This is a genomic window from Bradyrhizobium sp. USDA 3262, assembly GCF_054060035.1.
Genome location: NZ_JBSSCT010000001.1, coordinates 4,661,295 through 4,680,271, shown reverse-complemented (window position 1 = coordinate 4,680,271; position 18,977 = coordinate 4,661,295). Strand labels below are relative to the sequence as shown.

Below are 18,977 nucleotides of genomic sequence, written 5' to 3'. Positions count from 1 at the left end.
CAACAGAATGTATCTGAGCCCATAGCCTCCGGTGCGAGACAAGCACGATGTATCAGCTCCGGCGGCTCCGCCGGCCTGTAGCTGAAAATAGATAAACGCGCATCCACTGCAATCAAAATTCGCGCATTTGGATGCACCATCGCGCGCGCCAATGTAAGGCTGGCGTCAGCTGGCCCTGATAACGGTTTGCCCGTCCTCGCCGAGAGATCGACGGCTGCCACGTTGCGGCAAGACCTCGCCTCTCGCGCGGGCCTTCATGCAGGATTGGCCGGGCGGGCGGATGTCATTTCAAGGGAAGCATATAGGCCTTGCGGCATTGCCGCTGCTGGCGACGCTGCTCGCCGGCGCCTGGTTCATGACGCGCACCGATGGTGTCGTGCGCGCCAGGGCCGAAGAGGCCGCATTGCAAGAGACGGCGGCGCAGGATGTCAATGTCGAGCAGCAATACGTCGCGCTGAGCGACAAGCAGGCGGCCGCCCTGAAGGTGATGGCCGCGGAGCAGCGTTCATTCCGGACGCTGAAGAACGCGGTCGGCTCGATCGACTTCAACCAGAACATGCTGGTGCAGGCATTCGCGCCGAACCCCGGCAGGATCGTCGACGCGCCCCTCAATGTCGGTGACGAGGTTACGAAGGGCGAGACGCTGTTCACCATCGATAGCCCCGATCTGCTGCAGGCAGAGTCCTCGCTGCTGGCCTCCGCCGGCGTGCTCGAACTGCAGACCAGAACGCTGGCGCGGGTCAGGCAGCTGCTGAAGACCGGCGGCGGCGCGCAGAAGGACGTCGACCAGGCGACGTCGGATCAGCAAACGGCCGAGGGCAACTACAAGGCCGCGCGCGACGCGGTGCGCATCTTCGGCAAGACCGACGCCGAGATCGACCGCATCGTCGCCGACCGCAAAGTCGATTCCATCCTGGTGGTCCCGAGCCCGATCTCCGGCCGGATCATTGCGCGCAACGCAGCGCCTGGTCTCTACGTGCAGCCCGGCAATGCACCGGCGCCCTACTCACTGGCCGACATCTCGACAATGTGGATGGTCGCCAACGTGATCGAGACCGATGCTCCCTCTTACCGGATCGGCCAATCGGTCGAGGTCCGGGTGCCCGCCTATCCGAGCGAGGTGTTTCGCGGCCGCGTGACGACGCTGGGCCTCAACATCGATCCCACTTCGCACCGTCAGCTGGTGCGTTCGGTGATCGACGACCCCCGGCACAAGCTGCGCGCCGGCATGCTGGCGAGCTTCACCATCGAGACCGAGCCGCCAAGGCTGTCGGTCAGCGTGCCCTCGGATGCCATCGTGCGCGAGGGCGATGGAACGATGACGGTGTGGGTCACGGCCGACAACCGCAAATTCACCCGCCGCACGGTCACGATCGGCCTGGAGCAGGACGGCTGGCGGCAGATCCTCAGCGGCCTCGGCGCCGGCGAGAAGGTCGCCTCCACCGACGCGATCTTCCTCAGCAACAAGTTCGCCAACGCGGCCGCCGGATAGCCGTCCTGGCCGCGCCCTCGCCCGCTCAAGAGTAAGTGCAGCACCTTGGTCAAGAGCCTCCTTCAATTCGGTCTGCCCCGAAGCGCCGTCATCGTGCTCGGCCTTGCCGTGTTCTGTGCCGCCGGTTTCGCCGCATTCACCAGGCTGAACATCGAGGCCTATCCGAACCCGGCGCCCGTCATCCTCGAGATCACGGCGCAGGCGGCCGGGCTCTCCGCCGAGGAGATGGAGAAGTACTACACGATCCCGATGGAGGTCGGGCTGTACTCGACGCCGGGCGTCGTCAACATCCGCTCGACCTCGTTCTACGGCCTGTCGTTCGTACGGGTCACCTTCAAATACGGCGTCGACTACTATTTCGCGCTCTCGCAGGCCGCCAACAATCTCACGCAGAACGTCCAGCTTCCCGGCAATCAGATCCCGCAGATCCAGCAATCCAGCCTGGTTGGCGAGATCTACCGCTACCAACTGATCGGTCCGCCCAATTTTGGCCTGACCAATCTCAGGACGTTGCAGGACTACGTCGTCGCCCGCCGGCTGATGACGCTGCCGGGCGTGGTGCAGATCAATTCCTGGGGCGGCACCACCAAGCAGTTCAACGTCGACGCCGATCTCGCCAAGCTCGAAGCCTATAATATCACCGTGCCGCAGCTGATCAGCGCGCTGGGCAATTCCAACGTCAATGTCGGCGGCCGCGAAATCGCGATCGGCCAGCAATCGGTCAATATCCGCGGCATCGGCCTGATCAATTCCGGCGGCGATGACGACGTCACCAAGGGCACCAAGGTCGAGGACATCGAGAACATCGTTCTGACCCAGTCGAACGGCCTGCCGATCCAGATCAAGGACGTCGCCAGAGTCTCGGTCGGCTACGTGCCGCGGCTCGGGATTGCCGGAAAGGACGGCAATGACGACGTCGCCGCCGCGATCGTCGTGATGGGACGCACCCAGCACACCAACGACATCATCCCCAAGGTCGAGGAAGAGGTCGCCAGGATCAACAGCGACGGCACACTGCCATCAGGAGTCAAAATCGTCCCCTATTACGACCGCAGCTCGCTGGTCGGCGTGACGACCCACACGGTGCTGCACAATCTGTTGTTCGGCTGCCTTCTGGTGTTCGTGATCCAGTGGATATTCCTCGGCGACCTCAGAAGCGCGCTGATCGTCAGCGCCAACATCCCGTTCGCGCTGTTCTTCGCTATCATCATCCTGGTGCTGCAGGGCGAGGACGCCAATCTGCTGTCGCTCGGCGCGGTCGATTTCGGCATCATCGTCGATTCCGCCGTCATCATGATGGAGAACATCTTCCGCAACTTCCAGTCCACGCCCGAGAGCCGGTTGCGCCTGTTGCAGAACCTCGCCGAGGGCTATTGGGGGAGTGATCCGACGACGCAACAGGGCGGGCCCGCGCCAGGCTGGACCGAGCGGCTGCGCATGATCTTCGTCAGCGCGCTGCAGGTCGACAAGGCGGTGTTCTTCACCGCGGCCATCACCGTGACCGCCTTCGTGCCGCTGTTCACCATGCAGGGTGTCGAAGGGCAAATCTTCGGCCCGATGGCGCGGACCTATGGCTATGCGCTGGCGGGCGCGCTGCTGGCGACCTTCACGGTGACGCCGGTGCTGGCCTCGTTGCTGCTGCCGAAGCATATCGAGGAGACCGAGACCATCATCGTCCGCTGGCTGCGCCAGACCTACACGCCGGTGCTGCGCTGGTCACTGTCGCATCTGAAAGTCGCGATCGCGGCCGGTGCCATCTTCCTCGGCCTCAGCGCGCTGGCGGCGAGCCGGCTCGGCAGCGAATTCCTGCCCGCGCTCGAGGAAGGCAATTTCTGGATCCGCGCCTCGATGCCGCCGACCATCTCGCTCGAGGCCGGCACCGACCCGACCCGCAAGATGCGCGAGATCCTGCTGCGCCACCCCGAGATCATCACCGTGGTGTCGCAGCACGGCCGCCCGGACAATGGCAGCGACGCCTCGCCGTTCTCCAACGTCGAGCTGTTCGCACCGATCAAGCCGTTCGACCAGTGGCCGCCGGGCCTGACCAAGGAAAAGCTCACCGAGCAGCTGCAAACGGAATTCGACGAGGAGCTGCCCGGCGTCACCTTCAACTTCTCGCAGTATATCCAGGACAACATCGAGGAGGCGCTGTCCGGGGTGAAGGGCGCGAACTCGGTCAAGATCATCGGCCCCAATCTCGACGTGCTCGAAGGGCTCGCGGCCAAGGTCGCGCAGGAGATGGCCAAGATCCGCGGCGTCGCCGATCTCGGCATCTTCCATCTGGTCGGCCAGCCCAACCTCAATATCCGCGTTATCAGGGAAAAGACCGCGCGCTACGGCCTCAACACCGGCGACGTCACCACCGTGGTGCAGGCGGCGCTCGGCGGCGCCAATGCCACGACGGTGCTCGAGGGCGACCGGCAATTCGGCGTCGTGGTGCGGCTCGATCCGAAATTCCGCCAGAGCATCGACACAGTGCGCGACATCAAGGTCGCCTATGCGACCCCGTCGGGCACCAACGCCTATATTCCCTTGAGCGAACTCGCCGACATCTCGCTCGATACCGGCGCGCTGTTCATTTACCGCGAACGCAGCCAGCGCTACATTCCGATCAAGTTCAGCGTCCGCGGCCGCGACCTCGGCAGCACGGTGGCGGAGGCGCAAGCGAAGATCGCGGAGGCGGTGCTGTTGCCGACCGGCTACCGGATGATCTGGTCGGGCGAGTTCGACAATCTCGAGGCCGCCAAGGCGCGGCTGATGATCGTGGTGCCGGTCACGCTGCTGTTGATCTTCGTCCTGCTCTACAGCCTGTTCAACTCGCTGCGCGACAGCCTGCTGGCGCTGGCCGGCATTCCGTTCGCGGTCGGCGGCGGCCTGATCGCGCTGTATCTCGCCGGGCTCGATTTCTCGATCTCGGCGGCGATCGGTTTCATCTCGCTGTTCGGCGTCGCCGTGATGGACGGCATCCTCAACATCACCTATTTCCGCGAGCTGCGCGCGTCGGGCCAGAGCATCGCCGAGGCGGTGTTCAACGGCGCCGAGCAGCGCATGCGCCCGATGCTGATGACCGCGCTGTCGGCGGGCGTCGGGCTGTTTCCGGCCGCGCTGTCGCATGGCATCGGCAGCCAGGTTCAGCGGCCGCTCGCGACCGTGGTGGTCGGCGGCATGTTCATCGGCCCGCTGCTGCTGCTGATCGTTGCGCCCGCGCTGCGCAAGATCTTCTGTCGCACGAGCGCGCCGCCTCGCCCAGCGAGACACCGGCTGCGGCCCCGCCCGAAGCCGCGCATTAGGGGCATCCTGCGATGTACGCGTTCAGTGCCAAAATGCCCTGCCCGGCCGTCGTCGCCGCGCTGCGCGTGCTGCTGATCGGCACAGGCGCGCTGATGCTCGGGGCGTGCGCCGTCGGTCCCAACTTCACCGCGCCGCCTCCGCCTCACGTCGCCGGCTACACGCCGGAGCCGTTGCGATCGCCCGCGACCGATCCGGCGGGGCCACGCCTGGCGCAGCAGCGCTTCAGCACTGGAGCCGATATCCCGACGCGCTGGTGGGCGGCGTTCCGCTCCGCGCCGCTCAACCAGCTGATCCGCCTGTCGGTCGAGCGCAATCCGTCGCTGCAGTCCGCCGAAGCGGCGATCACGGTCGCGAACTACAACGCGCTGGCGCAGCGCGGCCTGTACTTTCCGCAGGTCGGGGTGAACTACACGCCCTCCGACCAGCAGATCTCCAACATGAGACGCAGGCGGCCCCGGGCGATCCGTCACAACAGCGCTATACCCTGCACACCGCCCAGCTCAATATCAGCTTCGTGCCCGACATCTGGGGCGCGAACGCCCGTTCAGTCGAGAGCCTCGATGCGCTCACCGAGCAGGCCCGGTTCCAGCTCGAGGCGGCCTATCTGACCCTCACCGCCAACGTCGTGACCGCGGCAATCCAGGAGGCTTCGCTGCGCGGTCAGATCGCGGCCACCGAGCGCATCATCAAGATCGAGCGCGATATCCTCGGCATCCTCAAGAACCAGTTCGAGGCCGGCCAGGCGGCCCAGGTCGACGTGCTGGCGCAAGAGACCGCGTTGGCCCAGGCCGAGCAGACCCTGCCGCCGCTGCAGAAGCAGCTCGCGATCCAGCGCGACCTGCTCACCGCGCTGGCCGGGCAATTCTCCGCCGACGAGATCCTGCAGAAATTCGATCTGCAGCGCCTCACCCTGCCGGCCAATTTGCCGGTCAGCCTGCCGAGCACGCTGGTGGCGCAACGTCCCGACGTGCGCGCGGCCAAAGCCAATCTGCATTCGGCGAGCGCGCTGGTCGGGGTTGCGATCGCCGCACGGCTGCCGAACGTCACGCTCAGCGCCAACCCCGGCGCCAGCGCCATCACGCTGGCCGGACTGTTCACGCCGGGAACGCTGTTCTACACCGTCGCGGGCAGCGCGACGCAGACCGTGTTCGACGGCCTTGCGCTGTACCACAAGCAGAGGTCGGCCGAAGCCGCGCTCGAGCAAGCCAACGCGCAGTACCGGCAAGCCGTCATCACCGCGTTCCAGAACGTCGCCGACGCGCTGCGCAGCCTGCAGGCCGATGCCCGTGCTGTGCAGAGCGCGATCAAGGCGGAGGATACCGCGAAGGCCAGCCTCGAGATCGTGCAGAAGCAGCTGGTGCTTGGGCAGGTCACCCAGGTCACGGTGCTGAATGCGCAGCAGGCCTATTTCAACGCCGCGATCACCCGCGTCCAGGCGGTGGCGACACGGCTGTCCGACACCGCGGCGCTGTTCATGGCGCTCGGCGGCGGCTGGCCGACCGATTGTGCGACCAGCGATTGGCGATCATGCGTGTTCGAAAGCCGCGTCGCGTCGAAGACCTGATCGTTCTAGGCGGATCTCTCCTCTCCCTCTCCCCGTTCTTACGGGGAGAGGGTTGGGGTGAGGGGCTGCTTCCACGAGTCTGGAGCGCTGTGAGACCTGTACCCCCTCACCCGGAACGCATCTGACGATGCGTTCCGACCTCTCCCCGCAGGCGGGGCGAGGTAAGGGTGGCGCTCCGCGATCGAACAGCCACGGTCACGCCTGCGAGTGGCGCGCCATGAAATTGTCGTAGCCGACCTCGGCGACCTGGAACCATTGATAGCCGTTGTTGGAGAACGAGGTCAGCGAGTCATAGACCTTCTTGAAGTTGGCATTGGTCGCGGAAACCTCGGCATGCAGCTCCTTGGCGGCCTTGAAGGAGGCCTCCATCACCGCAGCCGGGAACGGACGCAGCTTGGTGCCGACCGCGAGCAGCTTCTTCAGCGCGATCGGATTGGCCTGGTCGTAGCGCGCCATCATCCAGTTGTTGGCGAGATGGCCGGCCTGCTCGAGCACGAACTGATAATGCTTCGGCAGCGCGTTCCACTTGTCGAGGTTGATCATCGCCACCAGCATGGGGCCGCCTTCCCACCAGCCGGGGAAGTAATAGTTCGGCGCGACCTTGTAGAAGCCGAGCTTCTCGTCGTCGTAGGGACCGACCCACTCGGCCGCATCGATCGTGCCCTTCTCCAGCGCCGGATAGATGTCGCCGCCGGCGAGCTGCTGCGGCACCGCGCCGAGCTTCTGCATCACCTTGCCGGCAAAGCCGCCGATGCGGAATTTGAGGCCCTTGAGATCGTCGACGCTGGCGATCTCCTTGCGAAACCAGCCACCCATCTGGCAGCCGGTGTTGCCGGCAAGCAGCGAAGTGACGTTGTAGCTCTTGTAGAACTCGTTGAGCAGGTCCTTGCCGCCGCCCAGCATGAACCAGGCCTGGTTGAGGCGCATGTTGGGTCCGAACGGCACCGCGGAGCCGAAGGTGAAGGTCGGGTCCTTGCCGAAATAATAATAGGGCGCGGTGTGCCCCATCTCGACGGTGCCGTTCTGCACGGCGTCGAGCACCTGCAGGCCGGGCACGATCTCGCCCGCAGCAAAGGTCTGGATCTGGAATTTGTTGTCGGTCGCTTCACCCACCGCCTTCGCCATCAGCTCGGCGCCGCCGTGCAGCGTGTCGAGCGACTTCGGCCAGCTCGTCGTCAAGCGCCACTTGAGCTCCGGCATCGACTGCGCGATCGCGGGAGCTGCGACCGTGGCGGCACCGGCGACGCCCAGACCCGTGACCTTGATGAAATCTCTTCGCTTCATTTGAATCCTGCCCTGTTCGATTGTGTTGTCCGAGCGTCGACTGCTTTCGATCGTCGCGCCGCTTTTCTTTTTGCCGTCATGACCGGTGACCGATCAGACGCCGCCTTCGTGCCGAGGCTTGGGATGCGAGCATGGAGCATCCCCCTCACGAATGCCAGACGCAAAAAACCCGGCCTCCTTGCGGAGGCCGGGCAATGCGTTCGCGTCGCGCGAACGCTCGTCCGAAAGGCTAGACGCCGATCAGCCGCGGGTGCGCGAGCGGATCATGAAGCTGTCGAAGGTGTATTCGGCGACCTGCCACCACAGATACTGGTCGGAGCGGTACGCCTGCATGGCCTCGATCGACTTCTTGAAGTCGGCATTCTTGGCCGAGATTTCACCCCACAGCTCGTTGGTCGCCTTGAGGCAGGCCTCGAGCACCTCGTTGGTGAACGGACGCAGCTGCGTGCCGCCGGCAACCAGCCGCTTCAGCGCGGAGGGGTTCTGCATGTCGTAGCGCGCGGCCATCCAGCTGTTGGCGTTGGCGGCGCCGTTGGCCAGGATCGCCTGGTAGTTCTTCGGCAGCGCGTTCCACTTCTCCAGGTTGACGAAGGAGTGCACGGTCGGACCGCCTTCCCAGAAGCCCGGATAGTAGTAGTACTTGGCAACCTTCTGGAACCCGAGCTTCTCGTCGTCATAGGGACCGACCCACTCGGCCGCGTCGATGGTGCCCTTTTCGAGCGCCGGATAGATGTCGCCGCCGGCGAGCTGCTGCGGCACCACGCCGACCTTCTGCAGCACCTGGCCGGCAATGCCGCCGATGCGCATCTTCAGGCCCGACATGTCGGCGACGGTCTTGATCTCCTTACGGAACCAGCCGCCCATCTGGGTGCCGGTGTTGCCGGTCGGGAAACCGATCACGCCGAACTTCTTGAAGAACTCGTTGCCGAGTTCCTGGCCACCGCCCTGGTACCACCAGGAGTTCTGCATGCGGGCATTGAGACCGAACGGCACCGAGGCGTAGATCGCGAAGGTCGGGTCCTTGCCGACATAGTAGTAGGCGACGGTGTGCGACATCTCGACCGTGCCGTTGGAGGTCGCGTCCAGCGCCTGCAGGCCGGGGACGATTTCACCCGCCGCGAACACCTGGATCTGGAACTTGTTGTCGGTCATTTCGGCGACGTACTTCGACAGCTCGACGGCACCGCCATAGATGGTGTCCAGCGACTTCGGGAAGCTCGAGGTCAGGCGCCACTTGATTTCAGGCGAGGACTGCGCGATCGCCGGCGCGGCAACCGCCGTCGCGGCAGCACCGGCCGCAGAAACTTTCAAAAAATCACGACGCTTCATCGTAAGGCTTCTCCTTCAGGGGCGTTTCCCAGTGACCGCAAGCAGTTCTCCGGCAGGCGCGTGAAGGCCTGCCAAGGCGCTCTGGGTCGGCCCTTTAACACGGAAGGCGGCGTCACGGAAACGCGACAATGGCATGACCGCGCCAATTAAACGAAAGTCTGATGAGGCTGGAAATCAGCCTGAAAATGCGCCTTCAGGCAGCGACGATGACGCCTGGCAGGTCGCCGCGGAGCTGCCGCCGACCGCGCGGTAAATCGCCGCGTGCGGGCCGTCCGGTCCGCTCTCAACCACCGGGTTACGGGAGCAATCAGCGCCGCGTCGTCTCTCGCGCCTTCTTGGCTTGATCAGCCAAATACCGCCCGCGCCGGATCCAGCTTTGCGCGGTTGTCTTGCTGACGCCGTACGTCTTGGCGATCACCTCAGCAGCCTCGCCGATCGAGTCGGATTTCTTGGCCATGTTGAATGCCAGCCGGGAGGCCTCTGCGCGCTTCTCCCGCGTCAGATGTTTGCGGTGCTGTTTGTTTGCTTCACGTGATGCTGCCATGTCGATGGTCGCCTCACGGCCCCTTCCCGCAGTTTTGGCTTCACCCGTGGCCGCCTTCCGCTGATCGAAGGGTGGTACGATTCGGCCACTCCTGCATAAACATACAGGCCGGAACCGATTCAGCAATCGTCCAAAGGCACCAAGGGCCACAGGCCTGTGAAGAAGGCCCGCCGGGCTCCCGACGCTTCGCGGCCAATCGGCCCAGCGGGACCGCAGCGCAGGCTCAGGCTGCCGCGATGACGCCTTGCAGCTGCTCGCGGACCTTGCCGCCGATCGCGCGGTAGATCGCTGCGTGCGGGCCGTCCGGTTCGCTCTCGACCACCGGGTTGCCGGAATCGGAGGCGGTGCGGATCGCGATGTGCAGGGGGATTTCGCCGAGGAACGGCACCCCCAGCTTGTCGGCCTCGTGGCGGGCGCCGCCATGGCCGAAGATATCCGAGCGGGTGCCGCAATGCGGGCACTGGAAATAGCTCATGTTCTCGACGATGCCGAGCACCGGCACGTTGACCTTCTTGAACATCGCGAGCCCGCGCCGGGCGTCGATCAGCGAGAGGTCCTGCGGGGTCGAGACGATGACGGCGCCCTTGAGCGGGACGTTCTGCGCCAGCGTGAGCTGGGCATCGCCGGTGCCGGGCGGCATGTCGACCACGAGCACGTCGAGCGTGCCCCAGGCGACGTCGCGCAGCATCTGGGTGATCGCCGACATCACCATCGGCCCGCGCCAGATCATCGCGGTGTCCTCCTCGACCAGGAAGCCGATCGACATGATCGACAGGCCGAAGCGCTGCAGCGGGACCATCTTCTTGTCGTCATTGAGCTGCGGCTTCTCGCGGATGCCGGTCAGCCGCGGCACCGACGGGCCGTAGATGTCGGCGTCGAGCAGCCCGACGCGCAGGCCGAGGTCGCGCAGGCCGAGCGCGAGGTTGAGCGCCGTGGTCGACTTGCCGACGCCGCCCTTGCCTGAGGCGACGGCGATGACGGCGGAGATGCCGGGGATCTCGGCCTGCCGGGCCATCGGCGATTGCCCGCCGGGCGGATGCGGATGACGATGGGCGGACGCCGGCGGGACGCCGCCGGCCGGCCGCGGCGCCGGCGCCGCACCGCCCGCCTTGCGCTCGGCGGTCAGCGCGATCATCGCGACGCTGACGCCGGGAATGGCGCGCACGGCGTTCTCGGCCTGCGCACGAACGCTCTCCCAGGCGCGCGCCTCCGCGGCGTCGACATTGATCGAGAAGAACACCTTGCCGTCGGTGACCGTGATCGCCGACAGCACATTGGCGTTGGTCAAGGCTGTGCCGCGTGGCGACATCACCCTGGCAAGGCAATCGAGAACCTGTTGCTGCGTCACGCTCACCGCGCATCTCCTGGGCATTTTAGTCGGCATGATCTTGTTCGGAAAACCGCTTCGCACTTTTCCGGATCATGCCCCAAGAGACGACCCATAGAGCGTTGCAGCGCAAAAGGCTACCTCGCTCCGACGTCGTCCCGCCGCTCGGCCGGCGCAGCCGAGCCGCCTTCCTTGGCGGCCTCGTAGTTCAGCTCGATCATGACCCCGTTGGGGTCGTTGACGAAGATCTGCCAGAGGTCGCCGCCGGGAACCTGGCGTGAATCGAATTCCATGCCCTTGGACTGAAGCCGCTGCCTCATCCCATCGAAGCCCTGGCTGGCAAAGGCGACGTGATGGACGACGCCCGAGTCAGGCTTTTGTGCCTCATCGGTCGCCGAAATATCGACCAGATGCACGACCGCCTTGCCCTCGCTGTACATCCACGCACCGGGGAACGCGAAGTTCGGCCGCGCGCCCTTTTCCAGGCCCAGAATGTCCTCGTAGAACCGCACCGTGGCGGAGAGATTCCGGGTCCGGATATTGAAATGATCGAGCACACCGACGCTCATGCCCATGCGAGACACTCCCTTTTTTGTGAAGTTCGTTGGTGGGCCAATCCTAGCACAAAACCGCCTTCTGCCATCCCACCAAGGCCGTTGCCCTCCGCTGCACAGGGGGTATGGTGCGGCTCCTTCCATGGACGGAATGCCCTGCCCGCCGCGACGTTTTTCGGCGGTCTCAAGGGGCGATCACCACGGCAAATCACAAGGTATCAGACATGGCTAAAGTCGCTTTCCTCGGTCTCGGCGTAATGGGTTTCCCGATGGCGGGACACCTCGTGAAAAAGGGCGGCCATGAGGTCACCGTGTACAACCGGACCGCGGCGAAGGCGAAGGAATGGGCCGACAAGTTCGGCGGCAAGACGGCGCCGACCCCGAAGGCCGCCGCCGAAGGTCAGGATTTCGTGATGTGCTGCGTCGGCAATGACAACGACCTGCGCGCGGTCACGATCGGCCCCGACGGCGCCTTCGCCGGGGTCAGGAAGGGCGCGACCTTCGTCGATCACACCACCGCCTCCGCCGAGGTCGCCCGCGAGCTCGATGCCGCCGCGACCAAGGCCGGCTTCAAATTCGTCGACGCGCCGGTGTCGGGCGGCCAAGCCGGCGCCGAGAACGGCGTGCTGACGGTGATGTGCGGCGGCAGCGAAGACGCCTATGCAGGCGCGGAGCCGATCATCACCGGCGCCTATGCGCGGATGTGTAAATTGCTCGGGCCGGCCGGCGCCGGCCAGCTCACCAAGATGGTCAACCAGATCTGCATCGCAGGCCTGGTTCAGGGTCTGTCGGAGGGCATCCACTTCGCCAAGAAGAGTGGCCTCGACGTCGCCGCCGTGATCGAGACCATCTCCAAGGGCGCGGCGCAGTCCTGGCAGATGGAAAACCGCTACAAGACCATGAACGAGGGCAAGTACGATTTCGGCTTCGCGGTCGAGTGGATGCGCAAGGACCTCTCGATTGCGCTGGCGGAGGCCCGCCGCAACGGCGCCACCCTGCCCGCCACCGCGCTGGTCGACCAGTTCTATGCCGAGGTCGAGAAGATGGGCGGCAAGCGCTGGGACACGTCGAGCCTGCTCGCCCGTCTGCAGCGCTAACGCTTCCCACCATCTCGTCATGCCCGGGCTTGTCCCGGGCATCCACGTCTTTGGATCCACGAGAAGCAAGACGTAAATGGCCGGGACAAGCCCGGCCATGACAACATGGAATTGTCGGACCTGGCGTGCGCGTGTGCGCCCGCCATCGCGCCCCCGCGCAAAGGTTAATTTAACTCCCCGTTTACGCTTTTCCTTAGCTCTTTAAGTCATCGCTTAATGATTTAGCGTCACAGATAGACAATGCAAAAGGCCCGCGCGGTTCGCTGGCAGGATTTGTGTTGTTTATGAGTAATCCCGCAGAAAAGCCTGAAGTTGTAGCGCTTCCGGCAGGACCTCAGGTGACGGTGCCGGTGAACAGCCGGCGCGTCGCCGCGCAGCGGGTGCGCGAGGCGCGGGATCGGTTAACGTCAACCAGTGGAACCCGCCCGGCGTTCGACGCCGAACTGCTCCGCCAATACGCCCAGACCCGCATGTCGGCGTCCTACGTCGTGATGCTGCTCGTGGTGGCAACCGGCGTGCTGTTTGGCCTCTGGATGAAGCCGATCGTGGCCGGCGCCTGGACGATCGGCATCCTCTGCGTCCATCTCGCCATCATCCGCAGCTGTTCCCGCTTCCTCGCCGAACCAACCTCGGTCGCGGTCACCCGCAAATGGCGGACGCGCTTCGTGCTGCTCGACCTGCTCTACGGCCTGTGCTGGACCGCGATCCTGATCCACCCCGCCGGGCGCGATCTCGCCTCCAACACGCTGATGATGTTCCTGATGCTGCTGGTGATCGCGGTCTCCAGCATGCTCGCCGCGAGCCTGCCGATCGCAGCCCTTGCGGCGACTGTTCCGGTGACGGTCGGGATCGCGCTCGACCTCGTGCTCAACGGCGCGTTCGACAATTACGTGTTGGCCCTGCTCGCGCTTGCCGCCGAAGGTTATTTTGCTCTGCTCGCGCACCGCCTGCATTCGACCACGCTGGCGACGCTGGAGGCCCGCGCCGAAAAGGATGCGCTGATCGGCGAACTGGAGCAGGCCAAGGCGATCTCCGACGAGGCGCGCCACCGTGCCGAATCCGCCAACGTCGCCAAGTCGCGCTTCCTCGCCCAGATGAGCCACGAACTGCGCACGCCGCTCAACGCCATCCTCGGCTTCTCCGAGGTGATGAAGAGCGAGATCTTCGGCGCGCATACCGTTCCCGTGTACAAGGAATATTCCGCCGACATCCATAATTCCGGCGTGCATCTGCTCAATCTCATCAACGAGATCCTCGATCTGTCGCGGATCGAGGCCGGTCGCTACGAGCTGAATGAAGAGGCCGTGGCGCTGGTGCATGTCGTCGCCGACTGCCACCACCTGTTGAAGCTGCGCGCCTCCAGCCGCGGCATCACCATCCACGAGGTGTTCGAGCACGGCATGCCCAGGATCTGGGGCGACGAGCGCGCCATCCGACAGGTCGTGCTCAACCTGCTCTCCAACTCGATCAAGTTCACGCCGCAGGGCGGCGAAATCTGGCTGAAGGTCGGCTGGACCGCGTCGGGCGGGCAATATCTGAGCGTCAAGGACACCGGAAGCGGCATCGCCGAGGACGAGATCCCGGTTGTGCTGGCCTCCTTCGGCCAGGGCTCTAACTCGATCAAGTCGGCGGAACAGGGCGCCGGCCTTGGCCTGCCGATCGCGAAAAGCCTGATCGACATGCATGGCGGCACCTTCACGCTGAAGTCGAAGCTGCGCATCGGCACCGAGGTGATCGTGACCTTGCCGCCGGAACGGGTGATGAGCGCGCTGGCGCCGATGGCGGAAGAAGCGCCGCCGATGCAGCCGCCGGAGCCCGTCGAGCCCACGATGGGCGCCGACCGGAAACGTGTGCGCCGCAAGTCGATCATGAGTGCCGGCACCGGATTGTAGAGCATGTCGCGGAAGATCGTGACGCGGTTATCGCTGGAGCCCTTTCCGTTCCGATGGATTCGGAACGGGGCTCTAGACTTTGGTTCTCACGCGTTTTCTTTACGCGAACCGGTCTTCATTTCGCTCGAAGACGCTTTGGCAATAAACCCAAGACGTTCGCGCCAGAACCATGCTCGCGACAAAAAGCCGAGGCGTGATGCAGCATCCCACGTCAGCCGGCTTGCACCGGCCGCCGAAACCGTTCAACACTTGAACAATGAGCTCAGAGACGCCGTGTATCGCAGTCTGCATGATGGACCCCAGGACGAAGCTCTGCTTCGGCTGTGGCCGCACGCTTCCGGAGATCGCGCGCTGGCACAAGATGGACCGCACGGAGCGGCTGTCGGTGATGGCGACGCTGCCGGCGCGCATGGCCGAGGCTGGGCTCGAGCGCATGGAGCCGCGTCCAAAGCGCGCGTGATCGGCGTTGCGGCGGGAGTTGCGCCGTGACCCGTATCCTCCTCGTCATCGTGCTGCTGATGGCAACCGCCGGCGCCGTCGTCGCCTATGGGGACCCCGAGCAGATCGCCCGCGCCAGGGAAAATCTCACCCAGATCTTCGGCCGCAGCATTATCGCCTCAGCCTCCACCCCCAGCTCCGCCCCCGCGGTGCAGATTGCGCGCGGCCAGGGCGGTGAGTTCGCGTTCCGCGCCAAGATCAACGGCGTCAGCGCCCCGATGGTGATCGACACCGGCGCGACCTCGGTCGTGCTCACCTGGGAAACCGCGAAAGCGATCGGGCTGCCGATCGATATGCTCGAATACAATGTCGACCTCGAGACCGCCGGCGGTCACACCAAGGCGGCGCGGCTGACGCTCGACCGGCTCGCAGTCGGCAAGCTGGTCGAGAAATCGGTGCCGGCGCTGGTGGTGCAGCGCGGGCAGATGAAGACCAATCTGCTCGGCATGAGCTTCCTCGACCGGCTCGAGAGCTGGGGCGTTCGCGCCGACACGCTGAGCCTGACCGGCTATCCCGACGTCACCGGCAGTATCAACACCTCAAGCCGCCATCGGCGCCCGCGCACGGCTGTTGATTAGGCTGCGCCTGCGCTCACGCAACGAAGGCCAGGGGCGGTTTGATGCCGCCTCCTCCGCAAGCACGTGGCACTCCGGGGCGCAGATCCACAAATCACACCTGATGGCCGCTCGCTGTCCGATGCGTGCGCGATGCGGATCAACTTCCGCAGTGAAATGACGCAACGAACCGACCGCATGAGTGATCTGCAGTCGCACTGTCGAAACGAAGATTGTACGGTGCACGAAAACTGACTCTACTGAGTTTCACTATCTGCTCCGGCAAGTCGGCACGCGACGTATCTGATGACGACACGGTCAGAGACTAGAATTTCCGATCCTGCATGCCACGCGGCAAGGAAATTTCCGAGATAAAGAGAAAACAGCATCAAGCTACTGTTTGGCCAGGCGGGGCAACCATGAACGTTCGATCCGGTTTTCTGGACTCCATCGGCAACACGCCGTTGATCAGGCTGCGCGCGGCATCGGAGAGCACGGGCTGCAACATTTACGGCAAGGCCGAATTTCTTAATCCGGGCGGCTCGATCAAGGATCGTGCAGCCCTCGCCATCATCAACGACGCCGAGCAGCGCGGCCGGCTCAAGCCGGGCGGTGTCATCGTGGAAGGCACGGCCGGCAATGTCGGCATCGGCATTGCGCTCGTGGCCAATGCGCGCGGTTATCGATCCGTGATCGTGATGCCCGACACGCAAAGTCAGGAAAAGAAAGACATGCTGCGGCTGTGCGGCGCCGATCTGCGCCTGATGCCCGCCGTGCCATCTTCCCATCCGGACCACTATGCACGCTATTCCGGTCGCCTCGCCGAGGAACTGGGCGCATTCTGGGCAAATCAGTTCGACAACGTCGCCAACCGCGACGGCCACTATCGCACGACCGGCCCCGAGATCTGGCACCAGACGGATGGAAGGATCGATGGCTTCACCTGCGCCGTCGGCAGCGGCGGGACGTTGGGTGGCATCGCGCTCGCCCTCAAGGAGCGAAACCCCGACGTGAAGATTGCGCTGAGCGATCCGATGGGCGCCGCCCTCTACAACTGGTTCACAAGGGGTGAGCTGACGACAGAGGGTGAGTCGATTACGGAAGGCATCGGCCAGGTCCGTGTGACGAAGAACCTCGAGGGCACGCCGATCGACATGGCCTACCAGATCACTGATGAGGAGGCGCTACCCGTCCTGTTCGACCTGGTCGCGCATGAGGGGTTGGTTCTGGGTGGCTCGAGCGCGATCAACATCGTGGGAGCGATACGGCTTGCACGCGACCTCGGCCCAGGCAAGACCATCGTCACCATCCTTGCGGACGGTGGCCAGCGCTACCAGTCGAAACTCTTCAATCCGGACTTCCTCCGCAAGAAGAATCTCCCGCTCCCGCCCTGGATGATGTGAACGGGAGCCAACCCGACGCAATCGCTCCGGAGGCCTCAACCCGGTGCTACCGGTCGTCGTCGTGGATCGACGACGGGTGCCGGCACAGCGGCGTAACCTGGATCTCCATGAACGGAAACAGCGGCAGGCTGGACAGGATATCGTGCAACTCCTGCGCGCCAGACACGTCGAAGATGCTGACATTGGCGTAGCGCCCCGCCACCCGCCACAGATGACGCCAGGCCCCCGTGCGCTGCAATTCCATGGCGCGGACCCGTTCCGCCGCCTTCAGCGCGTCGACCTTCTCGACCGGGAGATCGTGCGGAATCCGCACATCCATTTCGACGTGGAACAGCATGATGATGAACTCTCTCAGCAATGGGGTGAAACGGCGTGGAGCCGCCGCAAGATCGCGGCGGCTCCATTGATCGGTCTATCAGATCGTCAGCCTTGTCGTCAGCCTTGCACCAGACCGCGGCTGACGAGGTTGATGTCGTCGGGGTTGACGAGGTCCTTCGCCGTCCAACCGGAGACGTCGTAGTCGCTCATGCAATTGCGGACGAAATCCTGCATGGCGCCGAGGTCGCCGGTGGCACTCGCGGCCATCAGCGTCTCGACGCGCAGGTTCTCGTAATTGCCTGCATAGTTGCGCTCGTAGAGCTCATGCCGGCCGCCGAACTCGGAGCCGACCGCGTCCCAGAGCAGCTTCAGCAGCTTGATCCGGTCGATCGCGGCATAGCCGTTGGAGCCGCGCACGAAGCGGTCGAGATAGGGCCGGATCGCCTCGCTCTCCAGATCGGCCGAACTCGACGGCAGATAGATCAGGCCGCTCGCGACATGACGCTCGATCAATTCCTTGATCCGCGGATAGGCCATCGGCGCGAACACGCGATAGGCCAGCCCGTAGTTCAGGTTCGGCAGATTGTAGCCATCGGTCCCCTGCCAGGCGATCGGCGACTTCACCATCGCATCGGCAATGCCGTGGAACAGATTGCGCCAGGCGATCACCTCGCCCACCGCCGTCTGCACGCCGCGAAAATCCTTCGACCCGGTCGCCTCGACGGCCATCGAGAACAGGCCGGCGATGAAGTCGAGCTTGACGGCAAGCCGCGTCACGCCGTGCAGCGTGAACCGCGGGATGAAACCCGAGGCCGGGAAGAACTGGTTGATCTTGTCGACGTCGCCATAGATGAAGACGTTCTCCCAAGGAATCAGCACCTTGTCGAACACAAGAATGGAGTCGTTTTCGTCGAAGCGGCTCGACAGCGGATAGTCGAACGGCGAGCCGGTCGCCGCCGCGGTGAATTCGTAGGACGAGCGGGCGATCAGCTTGATGCCCTTGGCATCCATCGGCGCGGTGAAGATCAACGCGAACGACTTGTCCTTGATCGGAATGCCGTAGTGCGCGATGAAATTGTAGTGCGTCAGCGCCGAGCCGGTCGCCACCACCTTCGCGCCCGACACGATCAGGCCGGCGTCGGTCTCCTTCTCGACATGCATGAAGACGTCGCGCACCTCCTCGATCGCGCGGTCGCGATCGATCGGCGGATTGACGATGGCGTGATTCCAGAAGTCGAGACGCTCCTGGGTTCGGGCGTACCATTTCTTTGCATTACCGGCGTAGTCGCCATAGAAGCTTGAATTCGCCCCCAGCGTGCCGAGGAACGACGCCTTGTAGTCCGGCGAGCGGCCCATCCAGCCGAAAGAAACCTTCTGCAATTCGGCGATCGCATCGCGGCCCTTGACGAGGTCGTCAGCCGTTTTCGAGCCGAGGAAGAACGGATGGGTCAGCTGTCCCGAGCCGGTGTCGGTCAGGACGCCGATCTGATCCTTCTTCTCATGGAAGCGGTCGTACCAGCGCGCCACCATCCGCGCCGAATTGCGGAAGGCGGGATGCTGGGTGACGTTCTTGACGCGCTCGCCGTATATGTAGATTTCCCGGCCGTCCTGGATACTGTCCAGGAATTCCGTACCGGTATAGACGCTGGTCGTTGACGCAGGCACGTCGGCCCGCAGGGCTGCCGCAGTAGTCATGGGTTTCTCCTCCGCTTGTGTCGTTGGACCGGCGGCGTTGTCACGCCGGCCCCAAGACCATCTCGTCACGCTCTTGGACGGCGTGACATCGGAGGAAACGCTACGCGCTCACCCGGAGCGGGCGAAAGGTATCAC

At 64.4% G+C, this 18,977-nt stretch carries 14 protein-coding genes and 1 pseudogene; 8 read left to right on the top strand and 7 right to left on the bottom strand.

Features of this window, described 5'->3' with window-relative positions; translation table 11 throughout:
• The first annotated feature begins 280 nt into the window (after positions 1–280).
• The 3 genes and pseudogenes from ACVWYP_RS21350 to ACVWYP_RS21340 all read left to right on the top strand — a co-directional run bounded on the left by ACVWYP_RS21350 (position 281) and on the right by ACVWYP_RS21340 (position 6,347).
• On the top strand, positions 281–1,492 hold the full coding sequence (locus tag ACVWYP_RS21350; protein WP_304499699.1) for an efflux RND transporter periplasmic adaptor subunit: 1,212 nt from the start codon (positions 281–283) through the stop codon (positions 1,490–1,492).
• Positions 1,493–1,537: 45 nt separating this feature from the next.
• Complete coding sequence (locus ACVWYP_RS21345) at positions 1,538–4,858, top strand: efflux RND transporter permease subunit (protein WP_304499698.1); 3,321 nt, start codon at positions 1,538–1,540, stop codon at positions 4,856–4,858.
• A 17-nt stretch (positions 4,859–4,875) separates the two neighbouring features.
• Positions 4,876–6,347, top strand: a pseudogene (locus ACVWYP_RS21340) (efflux transporter outer membrane subunit).
• Between the two features lie 195 nt (positions 6,348–6,542).
• On the opposite strand, the gene ACVWYP_RS21335 reads toward ACVWYP_RS21340, so the two are convergent.
• From ACVWYP_RS21335 to ACVWYP_RS21315, 5 genes are all read right to left on the bottom strand, one after another.
• Complete coding sequence (locus ACVWYP_RS21335) at positions 6,543–7,631, bottom strand: TRAP transporter substrate-binding protein (protein ID WP_038384023.1); 1,089 nt, start codon at positions 7,629–7,631, stop codon at positions 6,543–6,545.
• A gap of 240 nt (positions 7,632–7,871) precedes the next feature.
• Positions 7,872–8,960 (bottom strand): TRAP transporter substrate-binding protein, encoded by a 1,089-nt coding sequence (locus tag ACVWYP_RS21330; RefSeq protein ID WP_028334237.1) that lies wholly within the window; start codon positions 8,958–8,960, stop codon positions 7,872–7,874.
• A 307-nt stretch (positions 8,961–9,267) separates the two neighbouring features.
• Positions 9,268–9,504, bottom strand: a complete 237-nt coding sequence (locus ACVWYP_RS21325; protein ID WP_028334236.1) for a hypothetical protein — start codon at positions 9,502–9,504, stop codon at positions 9,268–9,270.
• A gap of 223 nt (positions 9,505–9,727) precedes the next feature.
• A complete protein-coding gene (locus ACVWYP_RS21320; protein WP_304499697.1) occupies positions 9,728–10,858 on the bottom strand; it encodes an Mrp/NBP35 family ATP-binding protein in 1,131 nt (376 codons plus the stop codon).
• A 110-nt stretch (positions 10,859–10,968) separates the two neighbouring features.
• Positions 10,969–11,406, bottom strand: a complete 438-nt coding sequence (locus ACVWYP_RS21315; protein WP_016843272.1) for a VOC family protein — start codon at positions 11,404–11,406, stop codon at positions 10,969–10,971.
• 203 nt (positions 11,407–11,609) lie between these two features.
• Here ACVWYP_RS21315 and ACVWYP_RS21310 point away from each other — a divergent pair, with 203 nt between their 5' ends.
• From ACVWYP_RS21310 to ACVWYP_RS21290, 5 genes are all read left to right on the top strand, one after another.
• Complete coding sequence (locus tag ACVWYP_RS21310; RefSeq protein WP_304499696.1) at positions 11,610–12,482, top strand: NAD(P)-dependent oxidoreductase; 873 nt, start codon at positions 11,610–11,612, stop codon at positions 12,480–12,482.
• 284 nt (positions 12,483–12,766) lie between these two features.
• Positions 12,767–14,374, top strand: coding sequence for a sensor histidine kinase (locus ACVWYP_RS21305; protein ID WP_038384019.1), 1,608 nt, complete (start codon positions 12,767–12,769; stop codon positions 14,372–14,374).
• Between the two features lie 256 nt (positions 14,375–14,630).
• On the top strand, positions 14,631–14,834 hold the full coding sequence (locus ACVWYP_RS21300; RefSeq protein WP_026192618.1) for a DUF1289 domain-containing protein: 204 nt from the start codon (positions 14,631–14,633) through the stop codon (positions 14,832–14,834).
• Between the two features lie 25 nt (positions 14,835–14,859).
• The gene (locus ACVWYP_RS21295) at positions 14,860–15,450 is read left to right on the top strand and encodes a TIGR02281 family clan AA aspartic protease (RefSeq protein ID WP_304499695.1); all 591 of its coding nucleotides are present in this window, start codon (positions 14,860–14,862) and stop codon (positions 15,448–15,450) included.
• A 395-nt stretch (positions 15,451–15,845) separates the two neighbouring features.
• Positions 15,846–16,829, top strand: coding sequence for a cysteine synthase A (locus ACVWYP_RS21290; protein ID WP_304499694.1), 984 nt, complete (start codon positions 15,846–15,848; stop codon positions 16,827–16,829).
• Positions 16,830–16,875: 46 nt separating this feature from the next.
• Here ACVWYP_RS21290 and catC read toward each other — a convergent pair whose 3' ends face one another.
• Together catC and ACVWYP_RS21280 are read right to left on the bottom strand one after the other, a co-directional pair.
• Complete coding sequence (catC, locus tag ACVWYP_RS21285) at positions 16,876–17,166, bottom strand: muconolactone Delta-isomerase (protein WP_026192617.1); 291 nt, start codon at positions 17,164–17,166, stop codon at positions 16,876–16,878.
• Between the two features lie 98 nt (positions 17,167–17,264).
• Positions 17,265–18,842 carry a 4-hydroxyphenylacetate 3-hydroxylase N-terminal domain-containing protein gene (locus ACVWYP_RS21280; RefSeq protein ID WP_304499693.1) on the bottom strand — a complete coding sequence of 526 codons (1,578 nt, stop codon included), beginning with the start codon at positions 18,840–18,842 and terminating at the stop codon, positions 17,265–17,267.
• Positions 18,843–18,977: the final 135 nt, after the last annotated feature.